The 19,761-nt window shown below is 62.9% G+C and carries 18 protein-coding genes; 8 read left to right on the top strand and 10 right to left on the bottom strand.

Annotated features, from left to right (window positions below; all coding sequences use genetic code 11):
• Positions 1-2,070 carry a hypothetical protein gene (locus tag CO664_RS04370; protein ID WP_097538016.1) on the top strand — a complete coding sequence of 690 codons (2,070 nt, stop codon included), beginning with the start codon at positions 1-3 and terminating at the stop codon, positions 2,068-2,070.
• A gap of 268 nt (positions 2,071-2,338) precedes the next feature.
• Here the strand turns inward: CO664_RS04370 and CO664_RS04365 are convergent, their stop codons facing one another.
• On the bottom strand, positions 2,339-2,899 hold the full coding sequence (locus CO664_RS04365; RefSeq protein WP_037414930.1) for an N-acetyltransferase: 561 nt from the start codon (positions 2,897-2,899) through the stop codon (positions 2,339-2,341).
• A gap of 258 nt (positions 2,900-3,157) precedes the next feature.
• Between CO664_RS04365 and CO664_RS04360 the strand changes: the two genes are divergently transcribed.
• On the top strand, positions 3,158-4,135 hold the full coding sequence (locus CO664_RS04360; RefSeq protein WP_097538015.1) for a glutathione S-transferase family protein: 978 nt from the start codon (positions 3,158-3,160) through the stop codon (positions 4,133-4,135).
• Between the two features lie 109 nt (positions 4,136-4,244).
• Here the strand turns inward: CO664_RS04360 and CO664_RS04355 are convergent, their stop codons facing one another.
• Positions 4,245-4,733, bottom strand: a complete 489-nt coding sequence (locus tag CO664_RS04355) for an NUDIX domain-containing protein (protein WP_037414923.1) — start codon at positions 4,731-4,733, stop codon at positions 4,245-4,247.
• A 130-nt stretch (positions 4,734-4,863) separates the two neighbouring features.
• Between CO664_RS04355 and CO664_RS04350 the strand changes: the two genes are divergently transcribed.
• The 4 genes from CO664_RS04350 (at position 4,864) to CO664_RS04335 (ending at position 8,017) form a co-directional block, all read left to right on the top strand.
• Positions 4,864-5,772: a metallophosphoesterase gene (locus CO664_RS04350; RefSeq protein WP_037414920.1), complete on the top strand. Its 909-nt coding sequence runs from the start codon at positions 4,864-4,866 to the stop codon at positions 5,770-5,772.
• Between the two features lie 164 nt (positions 5,773-5,936).
• Complete coding sequence (locus tag CO664_RS04345) at positions 5,937-6,482, top strand: hypothetical protein (RefSeq protein ID WP_037414917.1); 546 nt, start codon at positions 5,937-5,939, stop codon at positions 6,480-6,482.
• A 185-nt stretch (positions 6,483-6,667) separates the two neighbouring features.
• On the top strand, positions 6,668-7,186 hold the full coding sequence (locus CO664_RS04340) for an RNA polymerase sigma factor (RefSeq protein ID WP_097525235.1): 519 nt from the start codon (positions 6,668-6,670) through the stop codon (positions 7,184-7,186).
• Between the two features lie 3 nt (positions 7,187-7,189).
• Positions 7,190-8,017, top strand: a complete 828-nt coding sequence (locus CO664_RS04335) for an anti-sigma factor (protein WP_097538014.1) — start codon at positions 7,190-7,192, stop codon at positions 8,015-8,017.
• A 192-nt stretch (positions 8,018-8,209) separates the two neighbouring features.
• Here CO664_RS04335 and leuA read toward each other — a convergent pair whose 3' ends face one another.
• The gene (gene leuA, locus CO664_RS04330; RefSeq protein WP_097538013.1) at positions 8,210-9,919 is read right to left on the bottom strand and encodes a 2-isopropylmalate synthase; all 1,710 of its coding nucleotides are present in this window, start codon (positions 9,917-9,919) and stop codon (positions 8,210-8,212) included.
• 482 nt (positions 9,920-10,401) lie between these two features.
• Positions 10,402-10,986, bottom strand: coding sequence for an ATP-dependent Clp protease proteolytic subunit (locus tag CO664_RS04320; RefSeq protein WP_037414905.1), 585 nt, complete (start codon positions 10,984-10,986; stop codon positions 10,402-10,404).
• Positions 10,987-11,216: 230 nt separating this feature from the next.
• Between CO664_RS04320 and CO664_RS04315 the strand changes: the two genes are divergently transcribed.
• Positions 11,217-11,795: a HupE/UreJ family protein gene (locus tag CO664_RS04315; protein ID WP_097538012.1), complete on the top strand. Its 579-nt coding sequence runs from the start codon at positions 11,217-11,219 to the stop codon at positions 11,793-11,795.
• A 36-nt stretch (positions 11,796-11,831) separates the two neighbouring features.
• Here CO664_RS04315 and queF read toward each other — a convergent pair whose 3' ends face one another.
• The 5 genes from queF to CO664_RS04295 form a co-directional block, all read right to left on the bottom strand.
• Positions 11,832-12,296: a preQ(1) synthase gene (gene queF / locus CO664_RS04310; RefSeq protein ID WP_037414901.1), complete on the bottom strand. Its 465-nt coding sequence runs from the start codon at positions 12,294-12,296 to the stop codon at positions 11,832-11,834.
• A 58-nt stretch (positions 12,297-12,354) separates the two neighbouring features.
• Complete coding sequence (locus tag CO664_RS04305; protein ID WP_097538582.1) at positions 12,355-13,266, bottom strand: cation diffusion facilitator family transporter; 912 nt, start codon at positions 13,264-13,266, stop codon at positions 12,355-12,357.
• Positions 13,267-13,444: 178 nt separating this feature from the next.
• Positions 13,445-15,634, bottom strand: a complete 2,190-nt coding sequence (locus tag CO664_RS04300) for an anthranilate synthase (RefSeq protein WP_097538011.1) — start codon at positions 15,632-15,634, stop codon at positions 13,445-13,447.
• Between the two features lie 114 nt (positions 15,635-15,748).
• Positions 15,749-15,793, bottom strand: coding sequence for a trpE operon leader peptide TrpLE (gene trpLE / locus CO664_RS30935; RefSeq protein ID WP_178385068.1), 45 nt, complete (start codon positions 15,791-15,793; stop codon positions 15,749-15,751).
• A gap of 123 nt (positions 15,794-15,916) precedes the next feature.
• Entirely contained in the window at positions 15,917-18,028 is a 2,112-nt protein-coding gene (locus CO664_RS04295) for a TonB-dependent receptor (protein WP_097538010.1), read from the bottom strand.
• Between the two features lie 248 nt (positions 18,029-18,276).
• Between CO664_RS04295 and CO664_RS04290 the strand changes: the two genes are divergently transcribed.
• Positions 18,277-19,098 carry an extensin family protein gene (locus CO664_RS04290; RefSeq protein ID WP_097538009.1) on the top strand — a complete coding sequence of 274 codons (822 nt, stop codon included), beginning with the start codon at positions 18,277-18,279 and terminating at the stop codon, positions 19,096-19,098.
• Here the strand turns inward: CO664_RS04290 and CO664_RS04285 are convergent.
• Positions 19,095-19,565, bottom strand: coding sequence for a YiiD C-terminal domain-containing protein (locus CO664_RS04285; RefSeq protein WP_097538008.1), 471 nt, complete (start codon positions 19,563-19,565; stop codon positions 19,095-19,097). The two genes, CO664_RS04290 and CO664_RS04285, sit on opposite strands and share 4 nt — an antisense overlap.
• Between the last annotated feature and the right edge of the window lie 196 nt (positions 19,566-19,761).

Here is a 19,761-nt window from a genome sequence, read left to right as displayed (position 1 = left end):
ATGACGATCGATTTCTCACCGCTCCTTCCCTGGCCCTATCTTGCCGCACTGGCGCTCGTTGCGACCGCCTTGGCGGCGTTCGGCATCTGGCGAGGCGTTCGCGGCGCCTGGCTCCGCGCCGCGGCCCTTGCAGCATTCTTCCTTGCGCTTGCCAATCCCGTGCTGTTCCAGGAAGAGCGCGAGCCCCTCTCGACCATCGTCGCCGTCGTCGTCGACCGCAGCCAGAGCCAGGACAATGACGGCCGGCGCGAACAGACCGACAGGGCGCTTGCCGACCTCAAGGAGCGACTCGCCCGTTTTCCGCAGATCGAGACGCGTGTCGTCGAGGCCAAGGACGGCGAGGAGACCGAGGCGCCCTCGACGAAGCTCTTCGGCGCGCTCGCGACGGCCATAGCGGACGTGCCGCCCGCCCGGGTCGGCGGCGCCGTCTTCATCACCGACGGCCAGATCCACGACGTGCCCGATATCAACCAGAAGCTCGGTTTCGAGGCGCCGATCCATGGACTGATTAGCGGCAGGCCGGACGAGGTCGACCGGCGCATCGAGATCGTCAACGCACCGCGCTTCGGCATCGTCGGCGAGCAGCAGAAACTGACCTTCCGCGTTGTTGACGATGGCGCTGCCAACGGCGGCAGCGCCGAGGTGACGATCCGCCTCAACGGCAACGAGATCGCGACGGAACATGCGGAACCGGGAACGGATGTGCCGTTCAGCTTCACCGTTCCGCGCGGCGGCAACAATATCCTCGAATTCGCAGTCAACCCGATCGCGGGCGAGGTGACGGAGGTCAACAATCGCGCCGTTCACGTGCTGGATGGCATCCGCGAGAACCTGCGCGTCCTTCTCGTCTCCGGCGAGCCGCATGCCGGCGAACGCGCCTGGCGCAATCTCCTGAAATCCGACGCCGCCGTCGACCTCGTGCATTTCACGATTTTGCGGCCGCCGGAAAAGCAGGACGGCACGCCGATCAACGAACTCTCGCTCATCGCCTTTCCGACGCGCGAGCTCTTCGTCGACAAGATCAGCGAGTTCGATCTGATCATCTTCGACCGCTACCAGCATCGCGGCGTGCTGCCCATTCTCTACTACGACAACATCGCCCAGTACGTGCAGAACGGCGGCGCGCTGCTGATTGCGGCGGGGCCGGAACATGCCGGCGACGATTCGATCGCGGCAACGCCGCTTTCGACTGTGCTGCCGGCAAATCCGACAGGCGTCATGAATGAGAAGGCCTTCTTCCCGCGGCTTTCGGAGGAAGGAAAAAAACATCCGGTGACGCGCGGGCTCGAAGGCGCATCGAGTGAACCGCCAAGCTGGGGACGCTGGTTCCGCACCGTCGACGTTGATAGGCCGCTCGGCCAGACCGTCATGGAGGGAGCGGACGGCAAGCCGCTGCTCGTGCTCAACCGTGTCGGCAAGGGCCGCGTCGCCATGCTGCTCTCCGACCAAGGCTGGCTCTGGGCGCGCGGCTTTGAAGGCGGCGGCCCGCATATCTCGCTCTACCGGCGCACCGCCCACTGGCTGATGCAGGAGCCGGCGCTTGAGGAAGAAGCGCTGACCGCGCGCGCCCTCGGACGGACGCTGGAAATCACCCGGCAGACGATCGAAGGCGACCCCGGACAGGCGACGCTCACCTACCCTTCCGGCCGCACTCAGGAGATAGGGCTCACCGAGCGCGAGCCGGGGCTCTACAAGGCGGAGGTGAAGACCGACGAGATCGGTCTTTTCGAAGTCGCCAATGACGAACTGACGACGCTCGTCCATGTCGGCAATGTCGATGCGCCGGAGTTCAAGGCGGCGACCTCCACCGAGGAAAAATTGAAGCCTTGGGCCGAAAAGACCAAGGGCATGGTCCGCCGGCTTGCGGATGCCGATGGTGCCGTCGACCTGCCAACCATCCTGCCGGTCCGGGGTGCGGTGCGCGTCGCCGACGACCAGCGCCTGTCACTCAGAATGACAGACGAGACGGTGCTCAAGGGCGTCAATTCGCTGTCGCTCTTCGCCGGCCTCTTCGGCCTCGCCGCCCTGCTGTTGTTGATCTCGGCAATGTGGTACCGCGAAGGGCGGTGAGTGGGCGCATTGAGGTCTATACGGCTCGGTGTGCTGCCGCACGTTTGGGCGAGCGCGTTGGATGCCGAGCCCCTGGATCGTCATCCTCGGGCTTGACCCGAGGATCCAAGTGCAAGCATCTGGACACGCCCAGGTCATCAGTAATGTAGCGCGAACCCCGGGGCCGATTGCTTCTTTTTGAGCTCGTGAATGGATCCTCGGGTCTAGCCCGAGGATGACGAGTGGAAGGGGAGCGGCCATTCCGTTGAATGGCCCAGCGCCCAGCAAATCAGGCGGCGGCGCCTTCAGCGGGTGGCGGCACAACGCCCTTCGCTGCAGGCACTACGCTGTCATCCCGCCAGGCAATCACACCCTCAAGCCGCGCGTGAACGTCGGCTGCGATCGGCACGACCAGCACCCGGGCCGGATCGACCGGACCGGGGAATTCGAGCGCGCCGTACCGGACCTTCGCGAAGCCGAGCGGCTGGTAATAGGGCGGGTCGCCCACCAGGATGACCGCTTCGGAGCCCTTCCGCCGCGCCGCCTCGACGGCGATCCGCACGAGTTCCCGACCGATGCCCTTGTTCTTGTGCGACGGCCGGACGGCGAGCGGACCGAGCAGATGCCCCTTGACGGACCCCACGCTCACCGGGGTCATCCGCACGGAGGCGATCGTTTCGCCGTCATCGGTGCAGATGAAGGACAGCGCCCGGTCGTGCGGGCCCTGCTCGCGGATCCGCGCGGCCGCCCGGGCAAACCGGCCGGGGCCGAAGGCTTCCTCATTGATGATTTCGATGGCTGCGTCGTGGGATGCGTCTTCAGTCAGATAGACGAGATCGAGCTTTTTCATGGATGTCGAGAACCGGCAAGCGAACAGACAATAGGGATGGCGCGCCCCAAGGGCGTTTGCAGCATCAGCGTCGTCGCAGGCTTCCCGACAGGATCATCGTTACGGTCGCTTCCGAAAAAAGAAAAAGCTTCGGATCGCCGATAGCAGAAAATCGCCGCCGGTCAAAGTCTAAAACGCACTGTTCAGAATTTCATGCCTATCGGCGAGGCGATGCCGCGCTATCTATCGAGAACAGGAAGAACTGGAAGGATCGCGCTGATGGGCAGGCTTGTGGACGGCGTCTGGCAGGACGTCTGGTACGATACGGTCGAAACCAACGGGCATTTCAAGCGAAGCGTGTCGCAATTCCGCAATTGGGTCACCGCCGACGGTTCACCCGGCTCTTCGGGCGAAGGCGGCTTCGAGGCCGAGGCCGATCGGTACCATCTCTATGTCTCGCTTGCCTGTCCCTGGGCGCACCGCACGCTGATCTTCCGCAAACTCAAGAAGCTTGAGGAGATCATCCCGGTCTCGATCGTTGATCCGCTGATGCTGGAAAACGGCTGGGAATTCAAGGGCGACAACGGCGGCACCGTCGATCACCTCTTCGGCTCGCAGGCGCTTTGGCAGATCTACACGCGCGCCGACTCCAACTATTCCGGCCGTGTCACCGTACCGGTGCTCTGGGACAGGAAGAAGAACACGATCGTCTCCAACGAGTCGGCCGAGATCATCCGCATGTTCAATTCCGCCTTCGACCGTCTCACCGGCTCGGCAGCGGATTTCTATCCGGAGGACCTCAGGGAGGAGATCGACGCGCTCAATGCGCGCATCTACGACAAGGTCAACAACGGCGTCTACAAGGCCGGCTTCGCCACGCGCCAGGAGGCCTATGCGGAGAACGTCACGGCGCTATTCGCGATGTTGGACGAACTGGAAAGCCGCCTTGCCTCGCGACGCTATCTGTTCGGCGACCGCCTGACCGAGGCGGACTGGCGCCTGTTCACCACCTTGCTGCGCTTCGACCCGGTCTATGTCGGCCATTTCAAATGCAACATCCGCCGCATTGCCGACTATCCGAACCTAAGCGGCTATCTGCGCGATCTCTATCAGGTGCCGGGCGTCGCCGAGACCGTCAACATGCGCCATATCAAGGAGCACTATTACCGCAGCCACAGGATGATCAATCCGACCGGTATCGTGCCCGTCGGGCCGGAACTCGATCTTCACGCGCCGCACGGACGCGAGGATCGGTAATGCATGTCGCCCAAAAGTGTGCAGCGGTTTTGGGGTGACGACATGCGCAAAAACAAAGACCGAAAGCGCGCCGCGTGAATACGTTTGAACGTGACGCGCTTTAGGGTCCCTACCAAAACATAGCCGGCGCCGCCGTTCCGGCAAGTTCGGCAAGCCTGCGGCGCGTTGCCGGCGTGGTGTCGGCGGGCAGATCGTCGGGCGCAAAGAAGCCGGCCGCCGCGATTTCCAGGTCGGCAACTTTCGGCCGCACCTGGCGGACATCGTCGCACCGGAAGAAGACGACATGATCGCGCTTGCTTGTTCCCGGGTTGTAGTAGACCTGCACGAGGCGCGGCGGCCCGGTGAGCTCCAGATTGCCCTCCTCGCGGAGCTCGCGGACCAGCCCGTCAAACGCCGTCTCGTGCCGGTCGACGCCGCCACCGGGCAAGTGCCATCCGGGCAGATATGAGTGCCTGACGAGGAAAACCCGGCCTTGGTCATCGAAGCAGGCGGCCCGCACCCCGAGCGTCATGCCGCGCGAGACGGCGAAATACATGTGAGCGAGCCGTGTCAGGGGCCAGAGCCAGTTGCGCACCTCTTTCGGCCGGTCCTGGTCCATCGGCTTCTCCTTCCCGGCAATTCGAAGTGCTGCAACGGGGCCTGTGGCCCTGCGTCGGACATGTGCCGCTGCGGCGGGATAACCCATTCAAGTGATTCCCCTGCCGCCGAATATGCGCTAGACCGGGGCGATGTTCAAACTTGCGCATATTTCCGACGTCCATCTCGGCCCCCTGCCCGATCTGTCGTTTCGCGAACTCGCCTCCAAGCGCATTACCGGTTTCGTCAACTGGCACCGCAACCGGGCGCGCCATCTCTTTCCCGACACGCTCAAATGCCTGATGGACGACATCGAAACGCGCGACCCGGACCATCTGGCGATCACGGGCGACCTAGTCAACCTTGCATCCTCTCTGGAAATCGAAGCGGTCACCGAATGGCTCGCCGAGGCCGGCGACCCGCAGGACATCTCCGTCGTGCCCGGCAATCATGACGCCTATGTGCCGGGGGCCTATGAGAAGACGGCACGCGCCTGGTATCCTTTCATGCGCGGCGACAACGGTCCTTCCGGTTGGATGAAGGACCATCACTGCTTTCCCTATCTTCGCGTACGGGGCTCGGTCGCCCTCATCGGCTGTTCGACGGCGGTCGCCACGCCTCCCTTTGCGGCAAGCGGCTATTTCGGCCCGCGGCAGGCCCGCGCCACGGTCAACCTCTTGCGTGCGGCCGGCGAGGCCGGTCTGTTTCGGGTCGTCATGATCCACCATCCGCCGATCCGCGGCGCCACATCCATGCACAAGCGCATGATCGGCATCCGCCGCTTCGCCGCGACCATCTCGTCAGGTGGCGCGGAGTTGGTGCTGCATGGCCACACGCATCTCAACACTGTCTACTGGCTCAGGGGACACGCGGCGCCGGTGCCGGTTGTCGGCATCGCCTCCGCCTCGCAAGGGCCGGGCGGCGCCAAGCCGGTCGCCGCCTACAACCTTTTCTCGATCGGAGGAGAGCCGGGCAATTGGAAGCTGACCCGCGAGCGCTTTGCCCTTGGCGCGGACGCCAAGACCGTCAGCCTCGCCGAGACAACCCAGTTCCATGGTTGAGAGAGCGCTTAGGGGGCATCGTATCGGGGGCGCTTTTTTTGAACTGCCGCCCGAATAATCGGCAAGGCTCCGGCGTCTATGTCGCGTTGGAGGTCAAACGCGCCGGAGCGACATCTGCGTCGGCCGGTCATCGGCCGCCGCATCGTTCACAGGAGAAAGGCGTCATGAACGGCAAGATCATCCTCTTCACCCTTTCCGCCTTCGCGGCCTCCGTGGCAAGCCAGGCGGCGTTGGCCGTCGGCGACGACAACAGCGCGCCGCCCAAGAAGACCAAGACGACCACCCAATGCAGGGACGGCAAGGTCTGGGACGCCAAGCGGAACCGATGCGTCGATGCGAAGCGGAGTGATCTTGGCGACGATGTCCTGTTCGACGCGGCACGCGAGCTCGCCTATGCCGGCCAATACGAGAACGCGATCAAGGTCCTCGGCGCGATGAACGAGCAGCAGAGCGCCCGCGTCCTGAACTATCTCGGCTATAGCAACCGCAAGGCCGGGCGCATGGAGCTCGGCATGCAGTATTACAAGCGCGCCATTCAGGCCGACGAAAACTATATTCTCGCCCGCTCCTATATGGGCCAGGCCCTGATCGAGCAAGGTCGGGTTGAGGAGGGGAGAGCACAGCTCGTCGAAATCCGCGACCGCGGCGGCGAAGGCACATGGGCTTACAGGGCCCTGCTCGAATCGCTCGGCGGCGTTCGTCAGTATTGACGGCGCGGATCTTCCTCCCCGTCGAACGCCGGGCTGCCGGCGTGCCAAACTTTGTACGCCGGACCGCAAAAAACTCATTGCGATCCGGGTCTTCCCTTGCAGACTTCCGATCAAGTTTCATATCATGAGCCGTGCGTTCGCAGCGCGAACAGACGGATGATCCGGCACGTCTCACTGGAAGAGAAATGCGCCCAGCGGCAGAGATGAAGGACTTCAGACGGGATTTGGTCAGCCTGCTGCCCAAATTGCGCCGCTTCGCGATGACGCTGACGCGCAATGCCAACGATGCCGACGACCTCGTCCAGGAGGTTTGCGAGCGGGCGATCAGCCGCAGCCATCTGTGGAATGGCGAGGGACGGCTGGAGAGTTGGGTCTATGCGATGACCCGCAATCTCTGGGTGGACGAGGTCCGCAAGCGCAAGGTCCGCGGCACCGGCAGCATGGTCGACATATTCGACCAGCGCGAACTGAATGTCGAAGCCGCGGCCGAGAAGGCGGTCTATGCCAATCAGCTGCAGAAGATGATCCTCTCCATGCCTGAGGGACTGGCAAGCGTCTTCCTGCTGGTCAACGTCGAAGGTCACAGCTACCGGGAGACCGCGACGATCCTCGGCATCCCGATCGGCACGGTGATGAGCAGGCTCTCGACAGCGCGCCTGCGGCTCGCGGCCATGCTGTCCGAAGATACGGAAAGGAGGGCCTGACCGTTGCAGCAGACGAAAGGGATGGCGCTCGCAGTGCGGTTGTCCGCCTATATCGACGGCGAACTCGGCGAGGCGGAAAGATCCGAGCTCGACGCTCTGCTTACGCGCGATGAGGACGCCAGGGTGCTGCTTGACAAGCTGAAGGCGGGCAGCACATTCGGCAACAGGGCCTTCGAGGATTTCCTTCACGATCCGGTGCCGCTGGCGCTGGTGCGGCAGATAAAGCAGGGAGGCGGCATCAGCCCGAAGCTCGAGCGGGTAACGACGTCGAACCTCCCGACACGAGGCGCCCGGGTCTTGCCACGCCTTGTTGCCACCGCGATCGGCCTGCTGCTGACCGGCGGCGTCGCCGGGTTCATTCTCGGCAGCACGGCCAATTTCGTCGAACCGGTCGGCGAGACCGCCGCGAGCCCGTGGGTCAACGAGATTGCCGACTACCATCGCGTCTATTCGCGCCAGAAGGAGCATCTGGTCGAGGTCCCGGCCTCGCAAGCGGCCCACATAGAAACCTGGCTGACCGCGAGCGTCGGCGTCCGCTTCAAGATTCCCGATCTTACGAGCACGGGACTTGCCTTCGAAGGCGCAAGGCTGCTGGTCGCCAATGGCAAGCCGGTCGCCCAGCTCGTCTACCGTGACCAGGAGGACGAGATCTTCGCCATCTGCTTCTTGAGGAGCGCCGACGGGGCCAAGGCGGACACCTTCAGCGAGGTTATCCGCGGCGATCTGGGATTGGTCTCCTGGCAAAAGGAGGGCGCCTCCTTCGTCGTCGTCGGGCCGTCATCGGCCGCCGGTCTGCAGGATCTGGCGCGCACGGTGGCGGCCGCCATCTGAGCACGTTGGAACGTCGCGGTTCGGCCCCCGGCACCTTCTCCCCACAATGCGGGGCGAAGGGGTTTGCCGCGTTGCCTTAGTCCCCTCTCCCCGCAAGCGGGGAGAGCGCTATTCCTCGGGATAAACCCGAGAAGAGGGGCAATCGCAGGCGAGCGCCGTCTTCAGAACAGCCCGCTGGCCATCGTCACGGGCTCACTTCGCCACCGTCTCCAACACGCGATTCGCGGCCGAGACGATCGCTTCGAGCGAGGCCGCGACGATGTTGGTATTGATGCCAGCACCGAAGAGCGTGCCGCCCGGATGCTCGACCTCCACATAGGCGATCGCGGCGGCGTTCGAGCCGTGCTGCAGCGAGTGCTCGGAATAGTCCGCGACCGAGAGCTCGATGCCGAGATAGATCGACAGCGCGTTGATGAAACCGTCTATCGGGCCGGTGCCCTTGCCTTCGATCCGCTTCGTCTCGCCGCGATCGGTGATCTCGGCGGCAACGACTCTGAGCCCCTTGTGGTCGCCCACCGGATAGGTGTGGTGATCGACGAACTTGATGCGTGCGCCGGGCTGCTCGACATAGCGCTCGATGAAGCGCTGATGGATGCGCTTCGACGGCAATTCCTTGCCTTCTTCGTCGGTGATCCGCTGAATGTCCTCGCGGAACTCGATCTGCAGGTTGCGCGGCAGGTTGATGCCGTAGTCTTCCTGCATGATATAGGCGATGCCGCCCTTGCCCGATTGCGAGTTGATCCGGATGATGGCCTCGTAGCTGCGGCCGACATCGCGCGGGTCGATCGGCAGATACGGCACTTCCCAGATGGGCTTGTTGGCCTGCTTCAGCGCCTTCATGCCCTTGTTGATGGCGTCCTGATGCGAGCCGGAGAAGGCGGTGTAGACCAGTTCGCCGACATAGGGATGGCGTTCCGGAATGACCATCTGGTTCGAATATTCGTAGACTTCCTTGATCCGCTCGATATCCGAGCAGTCCAGCTTCGGATCGACCCCTTGCGTAAACATGTTGAGCGCCAGCGTCACCACGTCGACATTGCCGGTGCGCTCGCCATTGCCGAACAGCGTGCCCTCGACGCGATCGGCGCCGGCCATCAGGCCCAGTTCGGTGGCAGCGATGCCGGTGCCGCGGTCGTTGTGCGGATGCAGCGAGATGATCAGGTTCTCGCGGTTGTCGAGATTGCGGCACATCCATTCGATCTGGTCGGCATAGACGTTCGGCGTCGCCATCTCGACGGTCGACGGCAGGTTGATGATCAGCTTGTTGTCCGGGGTCGGCCTGACGATCTCCGTGACCGCATTGCAGATCTCCAGCGCCACTTCCAGTTCGGTGCCGGTGAAGCTTTCGGGCGAATATTCGAAGCGATAGCCGCCGCCAGCCTTTGCCGCCATGTCGGTGATCATCTTGGCGGCGTCGGTTGCGATCTGCTTGATGCCGGCGACATCTTTGGCGAACACGACGCGGCGCTGCAGCTCGCTCGTGGAGTTGTAGAAGTGGACGATCGGCCGGTGGGCGCCCTCAAGCGCCTCGAAGGTACGGGTGATCAGTTCCGGCCGGCACTGCACCAGCACCTGCAGCGACACGTCGGCCGGCACATTGCCCTCCTCGACGCACCAGCGGGCAAAGTCGAAATCGGTCTGCGACGCAGACGGGAAGCCGATCTCGATTTCCTTGAACCCCATGTCGACGAGCAGGTGGAACATGCGGGCCTTGCGGTCGTGCCCCATCGGATCGACGAGCGACTGGTTGCCGTCGCGCAGGTCCACCGAGCACCAGATCGGCGCCTTGCTGATCGTATTCGACGGCCAGGTGCGGTCCGGCAGCGCGACCTGCGGATAGGCCTGATATTTCACCGCGGCCTCGGGCATGCCGGCCTTGATGGGATGCGATCTCAGTGTCATGTGCAGCTTCTCTTCGTCACTGGAGCGTGGCTTGCCGGATGCAATAGCCGATCACGGACCATATTGCGAGGCTGATGCCGACGCCATTGTTTCAGTTCTGGGGTGTTCGAGGAGCATCTGCCGGCAAGGCTTTCGGCCGCCGGGCGCCCCTCACCGGACCCGGCAACCGCGAGTAAGGCCGAGAAGAAGAAGCGAGGCAAAGGCGCGCGAGGGGGCACGATCGTGATCGTGTCCAAAGGAGATCGCTGAGATCTTGTGCGCGTAAGCCTTGGTCATAAGAGTGCCTATACACGGCTTGGCGAAGCGGAGCAAGGGAGCTGATGGGTGTAGCCCGTGTTAGCTGAGGCTTCACCAATAGCCTGCGGGGCAGCCGTCGAAGTCAACATAAATAGGCAGAACGGTGCGGCAGAACCCTTCTCCCCGCCTGCGGGGAGAAGGTGGCAGCAGCCGGATGAGGGGCGATTCGCTGGGGTGACCCGACGTCAAATCTCCGCGACCGATGTGATGATCCGCGAGACGAGTCCATAGGACTTCGCCTCGTCGGCGCCGAGCCAGTAGTCGCGGTCCGTGTCCTTGGCGATCTTCTCGACCGGCTGGCCGGTCGCTTCGGAGAAGATCTTGTTAAGCCGTTCGTTCATCTTGATGATTTCACGCGCCTGGATCTCGATGTCCGAAGCCATGCCGCGGGTGCCGCCGGACGGTTGATGCAGCAGGAAGCGGGTATTCGGCAGGCAAAGGCGCCGTTCCTTCGGCGGAGCGACGAAGATGAGCGCGCCGGCGGAGGCCACCCAACCCGTGCCGATCGTCCAGACCTTCGGCTTCACGAACTTGATCATGTCGTGAATGCTGTCGCCGGATTCGACGTGTCCGCCCGGCGAGTTGACGAAGATGCGAATGTCTTCGTCGCTGGCCGAGGCAAGCGCCACCAGCTGCGAGCAGACCTTCTGCGCCAGTTCCTGGTTGATCGTACCGTAGATGAAAATCGAACGAGACTTGAAAAGGTTCGCCTCGGTTTCCTTGCCCAGCGGCAGTTCGGTCTTCTTTTCTTCCTGGTCGTCGTCGTTCATCCGCATTCTTCGGACTCCTCGTGAAATGTCTCAAGGTCAGATAATGCGACTCGATGCCGATGACAATGCAAACCGCCAGTGAATAAAGGTTCGGACCCCGAGCGCTGCCGCAATGGTAAATGGTTGCACCGTCAAATGCCGTATGGACAGCGCGAAAAAGCCCAATAAGATCAGCGCGTCATCAGAGCGGACGGGCTGCCTCCCGTGCACGCCGACAAGTGGGGACCATAATGAAGACACGCATGCTCATTGCCACCACCGCACTCGGCGCTTCCGCGGCGCCCGCCTTCGCGCATCTCGACCCGGTCGAGCACGGTTCGCTGGCGGCCGGTCTTTCCCATCCGTTTTTCGGCGCGGACCATGTTCTGGCGATGGTCGCCGTCGGCCTCTGGGCCGCGCAGATCGGCGGCCGCGCGCTCTGGACTGTTCCTGCTGCCTTCGTCGGGATGATGACTGTCGGCTTCGGACTGGCGCTCGCCGCCGTTTCCCTGCCCTTCGCCGAGCCTGCGATCCTCGCCTCGGTCGTCGCCTTCGGCCTGATCGTCGCGATCGCCGTGCGCCTCGACGTGGCGCCGGCCGCTGCGATCGTCGGCATCTTCGCCCTCTTCCACGGCCATGCCCATGGCAGCGAACTGGGGCTGGCCGGCGCCTGGCCCTTCGCTCTCGGCTTTATCGCCGCAACCGCATTGCTGCACGCCGCCGGCCTTGGCCTGGGTATCGCGCTCGCGAGGCTTTCGAGCAACGGCACGCTTGCCCGCCTTCTCGGCGGCGTCACCGCGCTGGCCGGCGCCGCGATGATCTTCGGCTGACCATACCGGCGCAAGGGCGGCGGGCTTCCCGCCGCTTCAGCCGCGGCCGCGATAGGTCGGCACGCCCTGATCCGGCAGCCAGACGCCTGCGGGCGGATTGCCGGTCTGCCAGAACACATCGATTGGGATACCGCCGCGCGGGTACCAGTAGGCGCCGATCCTCAGCCACTTCGGAGAAAGAAGCGACACCAGCCGCTTAGCGATGTCGATCGTGCAATCCTCGTGGAAGGCGCCGTGATTGCGGAAGGAATGCAGGAACAGCTTCAGCGACTTCGATTCGACCAGCCAACCGTTCGGTACGTAGTCGATAACGATGTGGGCGAAGTCCGGCTGTCCGGTCATGGGGCAGAGCGAGGTGAATTCCGGCGCCGTGAAGCGGACGAGGAAATCCGTACCCTCATGGCCGCTCGGCACGCGTTCGAGCACCGCCTCCTCGGGGCTCTGCGGCAGGTCGACCTTCGCCCCCAGTTGTGAAAGTCCTGATACGTCGGTCTTCGGCATTTCCCTGGTTCCTTAAGTTTGGAGCGATGCGGGCAAAGCACCGCACACCCTTTTTTCGTCATCCCGTTCTGGTTTTGACGCGCACGCCGTGCGCTTTTTCGCCTTCCGGCTCGACGTGGATGGCGATCCTTGCGCCCGGATGAACGGCGCGGATAGCATCCTCGATCCGGTCGCAAATATCATGGGCGTCGCCGACCGGCATCGCCTCCGGCACGACCATGTGAAAATCCACGAAGGTCACCGGACCCGCCTGCCGCGTCTTCAGGTCATGGACGCCGAGCGACCCGCCGGCATTGGCGGCGATCGCCTGCTTGATCGCCTCTTCTTCCTCCGCCGGCACGGCCTTGTCCATCAGCCCGTCGATCGAGCGCGAGATGACCTTCCAGCCCTGAAACAGGATGTTGGCGGCGACGACCACGGCAAGCAAGGGATCGAGAATTGCATAGCCGGTGGCAACGGCAAGAACAAGACCCGCGAGCACCCCGGCCGACGTGACGACGTCGGAGAGGATGTGATGTCCGTCGGCGCTGAGTGCCGGCGAACGATGCGCCCTGCCGGCGCGGATCAGGACATAGGCCCAGATCGCGTTGACGACACCGGCAGCGAAGTTGATTGCCAGGCCGAGCGCCGGCGCCTTCAGCAAGGACGGCGCCATCATCTCGGGCACGGCCTCCCAAAGGATGGACAGCGCCGCCACGACGATCAGGACACCTTCGATGACCGCCGAGAAATACTCCGCCTTGTGATGCCCGAAGGGGTGGCCGGCGTCCGCCGGCTTCGCTGCGTAGCCGATCATCGCGTAGGCGATCACCGCGGCAACGACGTTGACTACGGACTCCAGGCCGTCTGACAGCAATGCGACCGACCCTGTCACCCACCAGGCAAGCAGCTTCAGCCCCATGACCCCGAGAGAAAGCGGGATGCCCCAAAAGGCGAGCCTTAGAACCGTTCGACTGTCGGACGCGGTCATCTTCATTCCTCGTGCAGATGCAAACGAGTTGCAAATGCATGCCCATTGAAACGCAAAACCGCCCGCGCGGGTTTTCGCGCAGGCGGATTTTCATGCCTCATATGGGCGATAATGAACGGCTTGTCAAAGGCGCGATCGCACTCTCGCGATTACTCTCAAGGGGTCGTCAGCGAGGGCCTCAGGCGGCCTTGATCTTCGCCCTCTTCGCCAGGTGCGCCACGACGTTCTCGATCATCCGCATGCCGGCGTCTCCGCCGAGCGTCATGATCGATTCCGGATGGAACTGCACGGCCGCCACCGGTTCCTTGAGATGCTCGATGCCCATGATCGTTCCGTCCTCGCTTTCGGCGGTGATCATGAAGTCGCGCGGCAGGCTCGACGGATCGGCAAAGATCGAATGGTAGCGCCCGACCGTCACTTCCTTGCCGAGGCCGGAGAAGACGATGCCCGGCTCCAGCACGCGAATGCGCGACGGCTTGCCGTGCATCGGGACCGCCAGTTGCCTGAGATCGCCGCCATAGGCCTCGGCCAGCGCCTGCAGGCCGAGGCAGACGCCGAAGATCGGAAGTTCATGCGCCCGCGCCTTCTTGATCGTCGCCTTGCAGTCGAAATCCTTCGGGCTGCCGGGGCCGGGAGAAAGCACGACGAGGTCCGGCTTCACCCGATCGAAGATTTCCTCGGCAACCGGCGTGCGCACGGTGGTCACCGTCGCACCCGTCTGGCGAAAATAATTGGCCAGCGTATGGACGAAGCTGTCTTCGTGATCGACCAGCAGGATATTGACACCGGCGCCGACGGGGGCGACGTCGCGCGCCGCCTTGGCGCTGTTGGCGGATTTCGCGTCGCGAATGGCTGCAATCATGGCGGAGGCCTTCAGTTCGGTTTCGGCTTCTTCCTCTTCCGGATTGGAATCATAGAGCAGCGTCGCCCCCGCCCGCACCTCGGCAATGCCGTCCTTGATGCGGATCGTGCGCAGGGTCAGCCCGGTGTTCATGTCGCCGTTGAAGCCCACCATGCCGATCGCCCCGCCGTACCAGGCGCGCGGGCTCTTCTCATGGCTCTCGATGAAGCGCATCGCCCAGAGCTTCGGCGCGCCGGTGACGGTGACCGCCCAGGCGTGGCTGAGGAAGCCATCGAAGGCGTCCATGTCGTCGCGCAGCCGCCCCTCGATATGGTCGACCGTGTGGATCAGCCGCGAATACATCTCGATCTGGCGGCGGCCGATCACCTTGACCGAGCCCGGCACGCAGACGCGGCTCTTGTCGTTGCGGTCGACGTCCGAGCACATGGTGAGCTCGGATTCGTCCTTCTTCGAGTTCAGGAGCTTGAGGATCTGCTCGCTGTCGGCGATCGGATCGTCGCCGCGCTTGATCGTGCCGGAGATCGGGCAGGTCTCGATGCGGCGCCCGGAAACGCGCACGAACATCTCCGGCGAGGCGCCGACGAGGTATTCCTGGTTGCCGAGATTGATGAAGAAGGAATAGGGCGACGGGTTGATCACCTTCAGCCGGTTGGAGATTTCGGAGGGGCGGCTTTCGCAGCGCTCATAGAATTTCTGCCCAGGCACCACTTCGAAGAGGTCGCCGCGGCGGAAGCTCTCCTTCGCCTTGACGACGAGCTCGGCGTATTCGCCCGGGCGATGATCCCCGTGCGGCGGGATGCTGTCGACGGTGCGGAACGGTTCGGAAGCAATCTCCGCCGCCTTGCCCTCGGTCGAGACACCGTCCCTGGCGAAATCGTAGCGGTCGATCCAGGCCTTGGCGGCATAGTGATCGACGACGAGGATTTCGTCCGGCAGGAAGAGGACCATGTCGCGCTGGTCGTCCGGCCGGGCGAGCTTCAGGTCGATTGCGTCGAACTGGAAGGCAAGGTCGTAGCCGAAGGCGCCGTAAAGGCCGAGGCTCGCATCCTCCTCCGAATGGAAGAGGTTCGTCACGGCGCGAAGCACCGTGAAGACCGTCGGCGTCTTCGAGCGCTCTTCCTCGGTAAAGACGCGGTCGGGCTCATTGATGGTGAGATCGAGACGGCGGGCCGTCAGCGTCCCGAGCGTGATGTCGGCAACCATTTTCAGGTGCTCGGCGATCAGCGCCAGCAGCACCTCGCCGCGCCCGTTATAGGCTTCGATCCAGAGCGAGCGGCCGAAGGAGGAGATGGCGAGCGGCGGGTCGACGACGGCAGTGTCCCAGCGGGTATAGCGCCCCGGATATTCGTAATTCGACGAGAACACCGCACCGCGGCGCTCGTCCAGCCTGTCCACATAGGAGGCGATCGCATCCGCATAGGACGCGTCGCGCCGCCGGCGCGTCACGACAATGCCGCCATTCGTGGTGTAACTCTCCGCGCCGTCTTTCAGAATTACCGTTGCCATTCGCCTCGCTCCGTAAAAGCCCGGTCATTCCACGCGGCTCGAATACGAAAAAAGCCGCCTCGAAATCTCCGGGCGGCTTCATGTCTCAATCACGCATGACTGGTCAAGGCCGCCTCAGCGAGCCCACCACCAGATCGAAATGTTCTGCGTGTTTGCCATGGGCGAAGTGTTAGCGTGGCTTGCGGCCTCACGCAAGCGGGAAAACAGCACCGAATGTTCGCGCGCCGAAAGAAAAGAGGCGGCCCTTTCGAGCCGCCTCTCCATGCAGTCAGGCAACGGAGCCTAGAACTTCGCCTTCGCGGTGACGAGGAACGTCCGACCGCGGCCGGTGTCGACCGTGCTGCCGGCGATCGTGCTCGACGCCGGCGTGTAGGTCTTGTCGAAGACGTTCGTCACACTGCCGGTGAGTTCGAGACCGTTCTCGAATTTGTAGTTCGCGAAGAGGTCCACCAGTCCGTAGCCGGGAACGGTGGCGGAGCCGCTTGCCCCCGCATTCTCCTCGCCGATGAAGGCATTGGAAACGGCATGGATCCGCGTGCCTACCGTGAGGCGCTGTTCCTCGAGGAAGCGTGCCCCGAGGGTCGCACTTACGATGTCATCGGGAAGGAAGCTCTGTACGCCAAAGCCGTTGACCTGTGACGGGAGGTCGCTCTCCGTATGCGTGTAGGCAAGGTCGCCGAAGACATAGCCGGCATCATAGGCTGCCTGCAGTTCAAAGCCTTGAACCGTGGATATTCCCGGATTGTTGACAAAGAATATTTGCATCCCGCCGTTGGCCAAAGCCGCAGTGATGTAATTGTCCACCCGGTTATGGAAATAGTTCGCCTTCAGGCGGAAGCTGTCTCCCGTAGCAATGAGGTCGTCCAGATTGATGTTCGCGCCGATTTCCCAGCCCTTGGATATTTCTGGCTGGAGGAACGGGTTGGGGAAGAACATCTGGAAGCCGCCCGGATGCGAACCGCCCACGAAGATTTCGTTGACCGTCGGAGCACGCGAGGTCTCGGCATAGGTCACGTAGGGCTGCAGCCACTCGGTGGCATTGACGGCGAGCGTAACGCTCGGGTTGAGGCGGCCGTCCGATTCGTCGACGCTATAGGCGCCTGCCGGCATGCCGAGCGGATTACCGGCGCTCACCGATCCGGTGCCGTCGATGTTGAATTGGTCGTAGCGCAGGCCGGCAGTGAGGTCGACGATGCCATAGGTGAAGGTCGTCGAATTGAAGATGCCCGTCGTCGCGTTCTTGCCGCCGCCGTTGACGCCGCCGGTCGGCTGCGCCGTGCTGTTGATCACATCGTAGTCATCCTGAAAATATTCGACGCCGTAGTTGGAGCGCACGGCAACTTCGCCCAAATCGAATGTCGAGGTGTTCGAAATGTCGAAGCCGATACCCGTGTCGGTGATCCGCCGCCCCGCCGCGCCGCCGGCACCCAGGAGGTTGGTATCGTACTTCATCCGCAGGCGGTTCCAATAGGAGTTGGCGCGGAAATCGATCAGTTCATTGTCGGGCGTGTAGGCGTAGTTCGCGCTGACCGTCTGGTTTCTGACGTTTTGGAAATAGGAGTTCGCGAAGAAGTCATTGTCGTAGGAGATTGCGCTGAACTTGAAAGAATGGTCCTTGTCCGGCGTGATCTCGGCCTTCAGGAGGCCGGAAAGCAGATCCTCCTCGGTGAAGGGAACTTCGATGCCGTCGCCATTGTCGTAATTACCCGGATCGCTCTTGCTGATCCCGCCAAGCACAGAGAAGACGTCGTTGAAGCGATAGGCGCCGAGCAAGGATTCCGACCAGCCGGCGCCATTGCTGCCGTAGGTGGCGACGGCCTGACCGCCATAGTTTTTGCCGTCCTGGATCAGGTCCTCGATGTCATAGGTCTTGAAATTGACCGAACCGGCCAGCGCCCCGCCTCCGATGCCAGTGACGGCGCCGCGGGTCAGGTCTATCTCGGAAAGGAAGGCCGGATCGACATAGGCGAAGCCCTGGGCCTCGTGGCCGGTGAAGCGGAAGTTCTGGCGAACGCCGTCGATCATCATGTTGACGCGGCCGGAGCCCTCGAAACCGCGAATATTGACGGCAACGCCGGGATTTTGCGGGTTGTTGGCCGTCGACGTGCCGGGCACGCTGCGCAGCAGATCGTCGGTCTCCTGGCCCGCCTGAAGCTCGATTTGGTCCGTGCTGACGACGCTCGAAGGACCGGGTTTCGTATAGGGATCGGCCTCGCGTCCGCCCTTGGCGACGATCGGCGAGAGATAGGTCTCGCCCTTCTTTGCCGCTTCCGATTCTTCGGCCTCTGTCGGCTGGGATGTTGTCGCGCTTTGCGCGAAGCTGCCGGAGGCGACGGACAATGCGAGTGTCGCCGTGCATGCGAGAAGAGCCAGGCGATGATGCCGGTTGAGCATGGACCAGTCCTTTGAGTTTGTTGGCCGGGCTTGCTGTTGAGCGGCAAACTCAAGGGCTGGCTGGGCAGGTGTCGGAATCGGCGAATCCAGTCACGTCATCGCCTTATTTGGGCCACATAAAAAACATGACTGAAAGAGTCAATATAATTTTAGGGCACATATATCCCGTCCGTCCTCCTCAGTTTCAGCACATTTTGAAACAGGATGGCCTTTCGTGCGTTTGACCGTGACAAACGGAAAGGACCTGCATGCGCGCTGTCGGAGTGGTACTGATTTCCGCCCTCGTGCTCTGGGGGGCGGCGCTTCCGAAGGAAGGCCCGCTACCCGTAGCGAGGCCTGACACCGATCAAGGCGAACAGCCGACGCCCACGCCAAAACCTGCCGCGCCGCAGAGAAAACCTCAAGCGAGCGATCAAAAAAACTTAAATGTCGGGGCTGGCAAAGACCTACCGCCTGGGTGGAAAGACGACTCTCTCCGCGAGGAAGCGCTTCTGACGATCGAAAAGGAAGACCCGAAAGCCTATGCCTCCTGTCTGGCCGCGCTCAAGGAGATCGGCAGCGCCTTTGCGGAGACTGCCCGCATCGACGACGGCAAGGGCTGCGGCATCGACAGGCCGATCAGAGTCCGTTCGGTCCTGCCGGGCGTCGCTCTTGAGCCCGAGGGAGTGATGCGCTGCGAAACGGCCCTGGCACTCGCCCGATGGGTGAAGGAGACGGCCGCTCCGGCAGCAAAGGCCGCGTTCGGAGCCGACGCCCGTCTTTCGGCCCTCAATCAGGCCTCCACCTATGTCTGTCGGCTAAGGAACAATGCCGAGACGGGAAAGATCTCCGAGCACGCACGCGGTAACGCTGTCGACATCGCCTCTTTCAGCCTCGCAGACGGCAAGACCGTCGAAATCCAGCCGCGCGACGAAGACGGCACTCTGACCGGCGCCTTCCAGCGCGCCGTGACCGCCTCCGGCTGCCTCTACTTCACGACCGTCCTCGATCCGGGCAGCGACGCGGCCCATGAAACACACCTGCATTTCGACGTCATCGAACGAAAGAACGGCTATCGCTATTGCCGCTAGCCGCCTCCGTCAATGCTCGCGTTCCCGTATCCAAGTGCCACGAATTCGCCGGAGAAGGTGCCGGCGACCTCACCCTCGGCCATGAGTTCGGCCGTCACCGTCAGACGCGCCCTGCCCCGCCGTTCGAGCAGACGCAGGAAGCCTGGCCATTGGTCGGCATCTTCGAGACTCGAAAGTACCGAGAATGAACCGAGGATCGGTCTCAGATAGTCCATGCGGTTGCTCTGGATCACCAGGCGGCTGGCGATGCCACTCCCACGAAGCCGGACATGCAGCAGCGACCAGGCAGCGAGGATCGAAAGTGCCGAAGCGCTGCCGCCGAAAACCGTGTCGCGATGGTTGATGTTCGGCGCCAGGGGCGCCCGGAGGAGGACATGGTCCCACTCCACCGATTCCACCTCCACCTGCATGGCGGCCGAAAGGGGAATATGCGTATGAAGATAGGCCTGCAATTCCGAGGGTGTCATTGTGCGTCCAATGTAGAGCACCTTGGATCACGATGCTTTGAGCCGAATGGACCCATCACAAACCGTGAGCGGTACACGTAGGATAGAGTGGATGCGCGCGGAAGACCGCAAACACGTTGCTCATCTCGCTCCAGCGGAAATCGGGCCGGATTCAGCACGAATTCTCTTTCGGACTGGCAAAGATTTCCGCAACCGA

This window comes from Sinorhizobium sp. NG07B (assembly GCF_002532005.1).
Lineage (GTDB): Bacteria > Pseudomonadota > Alphaproteobacteria > Rhizobiales > Rhizobiaceae > Sinorhizobium > Sinorhizobium fredii_C.
Note: the sequence above shows the minus strand (reverse complement) of the source record. Positions and strands in the feature narration are given on the sequence as shown.